Raw genomic sequence first — 4,713 nt, forward strand, 5'->3', positions numbered from 1 at the left:
ATGGTAACTTAATTGTATCAGAAGTGGTCCTTATTTTTCTCAAAAACAATCAAAGCCGGTGACATTTTACTCGTCGTAAAATGTCACCGGCTTTTTCATTTCAGAGGTGGGTTTTGTCCCAGCCTCTCTCGTTTAAGAATTACTTAATTTTATCAGTTAAACTGCCGCACTGTTTTTCAATAGCCTCTTCAAAAAGCTTCTGTAATTTATGTGTTATAGGACCTGGACTTCCATTTCCAATCAGCTTTCCTTCGATCTCGATAATCGGAGTAACTTCAGCTGAGGTGCTGGACATAAAGACTTCATCTGCGGCCAGCAAATCTTCCTTAGTAAAAGCTGTTTCTTCAAGTGTTATTCCATTTTCTCTGCAGATTTCATTGATCTTGCGGCGGGTAATGCCATTTAAAATCAAATTTGTTGCAGGGTGTGTATAAAGTGTTCCATCCTTTACAATGCCTATATTGGAAGAACTTCCCTCAGTCACTATATCCCCGCGATGCTGAATGGCTTCAAAGCAGCCTGATTGGGCTGCTTTTTGCTTAGCCATGATGTTGCCAAGCAAATTCAGGCTCTTTATATCACATCGCAGCCAGCGGATATCTTCAATGAGAATAGCTTTAACGCCATTTCTCATTGAAGATATCGGCCTTGTGGTTTCGCGGGTGTAGGCGGTAAGCACCGGTGAAACTTCTGCACTTGGATATGCATGGTTTCTAGGAGAAGTACCCCGGGAAAATTGCATATAAACAATACCCTGTTCAAGATTGTTTCTCTCAATCATCTCTATAAGCATCTGTTTAAGCTCATCCTTGGAATAAGGAATGTTCAACTCTATTTTCCTGCCGCTTTCAAGCAGCCTTTCAAGATGCTCATCTCCAGTAAACATTTTTCCGTTATAGATGCGGATTACTTCATAGACGCCATCACCAAATTGATAGCCCCTGTCCTCGATATCCACTTTCGCTTCTGAGCGTTCGATCAAGTCACCATTCAAAATGACATATTCCATTTTCCGCCACTCCCTGTATATGATTTGTTTGTCTATCTATTAGCTGTATGAAAATCTTTCAGCCATCATATCAGGTTTCAAAGTTATTTCGCAAGTTCATAAATTGCCTGAGCATAAATGGCTGCTGACTTTAACAGATCCTCAATTAACATATATTCATCTTTTTGATGTGCGACATCTTCCCTGCCTGGGAAGAGCGGACCAAATGCAACTCCTGACTTTAATGAGCGTGCATATGTCCCCCCGCCAATGGAAAGAAGCTCTGCCTTATCGCCAGTCTGCTGTTCATATACTTTTTTCAGTGTTTGAATCAAAACATCATCTTCTTCGACATGATGAGGCTTCGAATCCGAGAAATTCTCTAATCTGAAATGTTCGTTTTCGATTAGAGACTCAAGTTTGTTTTTCGTTTCTCCCATACCATTTGTAACGGGATAGCGTACATTAAAGCCTAAACGGCCGCCATTTTCTTTCGTATATGAAAGTTTGCCTACATTGATGGTTAAGTCGCCTGTGATATCATCCGTGCTGGCGATGCCAAGTTTTCTCCCTCGGGAATCCTCACATAAGTATTGTGATACAAACTGAAAATATTGGCATGCCTTCTCATCCAGCTGAAGAGAAGCCAGGAATGATGCCATCAGTATACCGGCATTTTTCCCATTATCAGGCTCCATCCCATGTGCTGAGACTCCCTGGAGTTCGAGGATCAGCTCGCCATTATCTAAGTAATACTTGCCTTCAAGCTCTGTCTTTTTCAGGAAATTAATATATCTTTGCACCACTTCTGTATGTTCAAGGTGAACCACAAGACTTGCTTTTGCAAAATCAGGAACCATGTTATATCTTCTTCCTGCCTGGAAATAGACAACCTCTGCCAATACTTCTCGGTCAGCTTCTTCGTTGTATCCAGTTTGAACAAGATCAAAATCAGAGATGCCTTTTTCAGCATAAATAATTGGGAAATCTGCATCCGGAGCAAATCCCATTGAAGGCATTTCTTCGTGTTTGAAATAATGCTCCACACAACGCCAGTCGCTTTCTTCATCTGTTCCGATAATCATTCGAACCCGTTTGCTCAATGGCAGCCCCAATTCTTTTACAATCTTCATGGCATAATAAGCTGCCATTGTTGGGCCTTTATCGTCAATCGCCCCTCTGGCATAGATCTTTCCATCGCGTATTTCAGCACCAAATGGGTCGCTGGTCCATCCATCCCCTTCAGGAACCACGTCAACGTGACAAAGTACTCCAACAATTTCCTCACCTTCGCCAAATTCCAGATGACCGGCCAGGCTGTCGACATTTTTTGCCTTAAATCCGTCCTTTTCACCAAGTGCAAGCATGAAATCGAGCGCTTCTTTTACCCCTTCCCCAAGGGGAGCTTCATCTGTTGCATTCTCTTCGTCCAGCAGACTTCTGATTCTCAGAAGGTTTTGAGTATCCTTAATTAATTCATCCTTTCTCTTATTAACCTCTGTTGGCCAATCCAATACGTTCATACAGTTGCCTCCTTAACTTGAACACTTATAATTTCCCCATTATAACCCATTTTGTACGCCTTTTGCTTATGGGACCGTTTAATGAAACATACATTTATTATGCACCAGGAAAGCTGAATCTTGCCAAGATTAGCGTTGATGCTCCTAAAAATAGCCCTAACAGTAAAATGGAGAGGAGAAAAAGGGCTAAAACCGTCTTATTTCTCGCAGTAAAGTAAAAATCCTTTTCACTATATTTTTTAGTAAAGGGATGGGACATAATGGCTTTATCCCAAGTAAAAGAGAGCCAGGAATACATCAGGAAAAGAAAGACACCTGATACAATTACCTTTATCCATATAGGCGGTATAAGAAGAATGCCGGCAGCGCTCACGGAAATGATTTGAAAATAACTGAAAATATACGAAGGGTTTCGAATAAAAATCTTTAGAAATAATTCTGCCAGTCCCGTTATGGATGTTCTCTTATTAAAGATCCTTCTGGAGTTTCTGAATAATAGCGGTTTTGTCCGCATTGATACAACTTGCTTTTCCAGATCAGGAGCCATCATAAATATCCATTTTATATACTTTGTTTTTTCTTCTTGTTCAAGCATGACCTCAAACTCTAAGGCCGAGATTTTCTTCAGCAGCCGGGAAACGCTTATAAGTGCACCGAAAATCAGCAATGCTGATGCAATTATAACCGGAAAGTCTGCACCGATAGACCAGAGTGAATATACAAGCTGGCTGAACCAGCTTAAGAGTACAAACAGAACAAAGGTGACCACATATCTTTTAAATTTCCCTTCAATCCCATTCAAAAAATAAGAAACTGTCATAATAGACCATTTCAGTGAGATGAAAAAGAGCAGCATGACAGCGATTTGGCCCCCATCTAAAAGATATCTATTCTTTAAAAAAGGAAGAAAAAGAGCAATCATTGCTGCTGTACTAATTGCCTGAAAGATTAGTAAGTAACCAAACCCCCATTTTCTCATTCCCATAAAGAGGGCCTTATTTTTTACCAGAAATACCTTATCTGCCTCTAGTACAAATGAACGGAAATTCCCCATCCATGAAAAAATATAGAACAGAAAGAAAAGGAGAAACAATGGCATGCCAGCCATCCATTCCGGAGTTTCCAGCCACCAGGAGCGATAGATCATTCCAATGATGACAGTTCCCGGAACAATGAGATAGACCATGATGGTCCAATCGGCAACGGAACGAAAAATACCAAACTGATAACTCCAGCTGTTTATTAGCCTTCTGAAAAAGAGAGAGTTACTTTTCATTGCTGTTTCCCTCTGCGATCTGATGAAAACATTCATAAAGCGACCCAGCGGGAAGATCACAATTCCCCCTGATATCAGATAATGTGCCTGAAGCCTTCAACTGCCCCTCATGAACAATTAAAAAGCGGCTGCATACTTTCTCTGCCGTATCCAGAACATGCGTGGACATGAGAATACCTGCGCCTCTTTTCCTTTCCCGGTCAATTGATTCCAGAAACAGTTTCATTGCATTAGGATCAAGCCCAATAAACGGTTCATCAATGATATAAACATCCGGAACGGCAATCATCGCAAGAATCAGCATAGCCTTTTGCTGCATTCCTTTTGAATAGGTCCCGGGAAACTTGTGAGCGTGTTCAGACAGATTATACTCTTTTAAGAGCTCCTCTGCTTTCTTCTTATAATGCAATTCCGGCAATCCTTCCACTGCTGCTGTAAAATCCATGTGTTCCCAAAGTGTCAGCTCATCATAAAAAATTGGCCGTTCCGGGATATAGGAATATTTCACCTCATTCTTAAATTCCACTGCTCCCTTTTTATGATCCATCAATCCCAGAATGGTTTTAATCGTTGTGCTTTTTCCTGCGCCGTTTGGCCTATCAGGCCGATCAATTCCCCTTCATGTAAATCAAATCGAATATTATGTATGATCGTTTTTTCACTTTCATAGCCTGCTGATTCAATTTCAACGTTTAATAGCTTCATTTCCTCTCCTCCTGGCTATACATACGAATATCTCTGGAAAAGGTTTGCACTAATTTAATATTTTTAAAGCCATAAAAAACTGTCCCTTCAAAAGTAACGGGTTCGGTTGACAGGGAGAAAACGTCAAAAAGTAAAACAAATAGTAAACAAAAAGGGCAGCTAATTAGCTGCCCTTTTAATACCCAAACTGGCATAGTTTTTAATAACCCTTATTTGGACAA

The 4,713-nt window shown here is 40.7% G+C and carries 3 protein-coding genes and 1 pseudogene; all 4 read right to left on the minus strand.

What is annotated here, in order from left to right:
• Window positions 1-139: 139 nt before the first annotated feature.
• Window positions 140-1,009, minus strand: a complete 870-nt coding sequence (gene dat, locus M3205_RS24855; protein WP_251172322.1) for a D-amino-acid transaminase — start codon at window positions 1,007-1,009, stop codon at window positions 140-142.
• Between the two features lie 83 nt (window positions 1,010-1,092).
• Window positions 1,093-2,511: a dipeptidase PepV gene (gene pepV, locus M3205_RS24860; RefSeq protein WP_251172323.1), complete on the minus strand. Its 1,419-nt coding sequence runs from the start codon at window positions 2,509-2,511 to the stop codon at window positions 1,093-1,095.
• 97 nt (window positions 2,512-2,608) lie between these two features.
• The gene (locus M3205_RS24865; RefSeq protein ID WP_251172324.1) at window positions 2,609-3,787 is read right to left on the minus strand and encodes an ABC transporter permease; all 1,179 of its coding nucleotides are present in this window, start codon (window positions 3,785-3,787) and stop codon (window positions 2,609-2,611) included.
• Window positions 3,777-4,492: pseudogene (locus tag M3205_RS24870) on the minus strand (ABC transporter ATP-binding protein). The gene M3205_RS24865 and the pseudogene M3205_RS24870 overlap by 11 nt, the downstream one beginning before the upstream one ends.
• Window positions 4,493-4,713: the final 221 nt, after the last annotated feature.

Origin of the sequence: Cytobacillus firmus (assembly GCF_023715565.1) — a bacterium.
GTDB lineage: Bacteria > Bacillota > Bacilli > Bacillales > Cytobacillaceae > Cytobacillus > Cytobacillus firmus_C.

What these genes read in the sequence shown, in the direction of transcription:
- dat (WP_251172322.1), bottom strand. Translation starts at nt 1,009, where the DNA reads ATGGAATATGTCATTTTGAATGGTGACTTGATCGAACGCTCAGAAGCG.
- pepV (WP_251172323.1), bottom strand. Translation starts at nt 2,511, where the DNA reads ATGAACGTATTGGATTGGCCAACAGAGGTTAATAAGAGAAAGGATGAA.
- M3205_RS24865 (WP_251172324.1), bottom strand. Translation starts at nt 3,787, where the DNA reads ATGAAAAGTAACTCTCTCTTTTTCAGAAGGCTAATAAACAGCTGGAGT.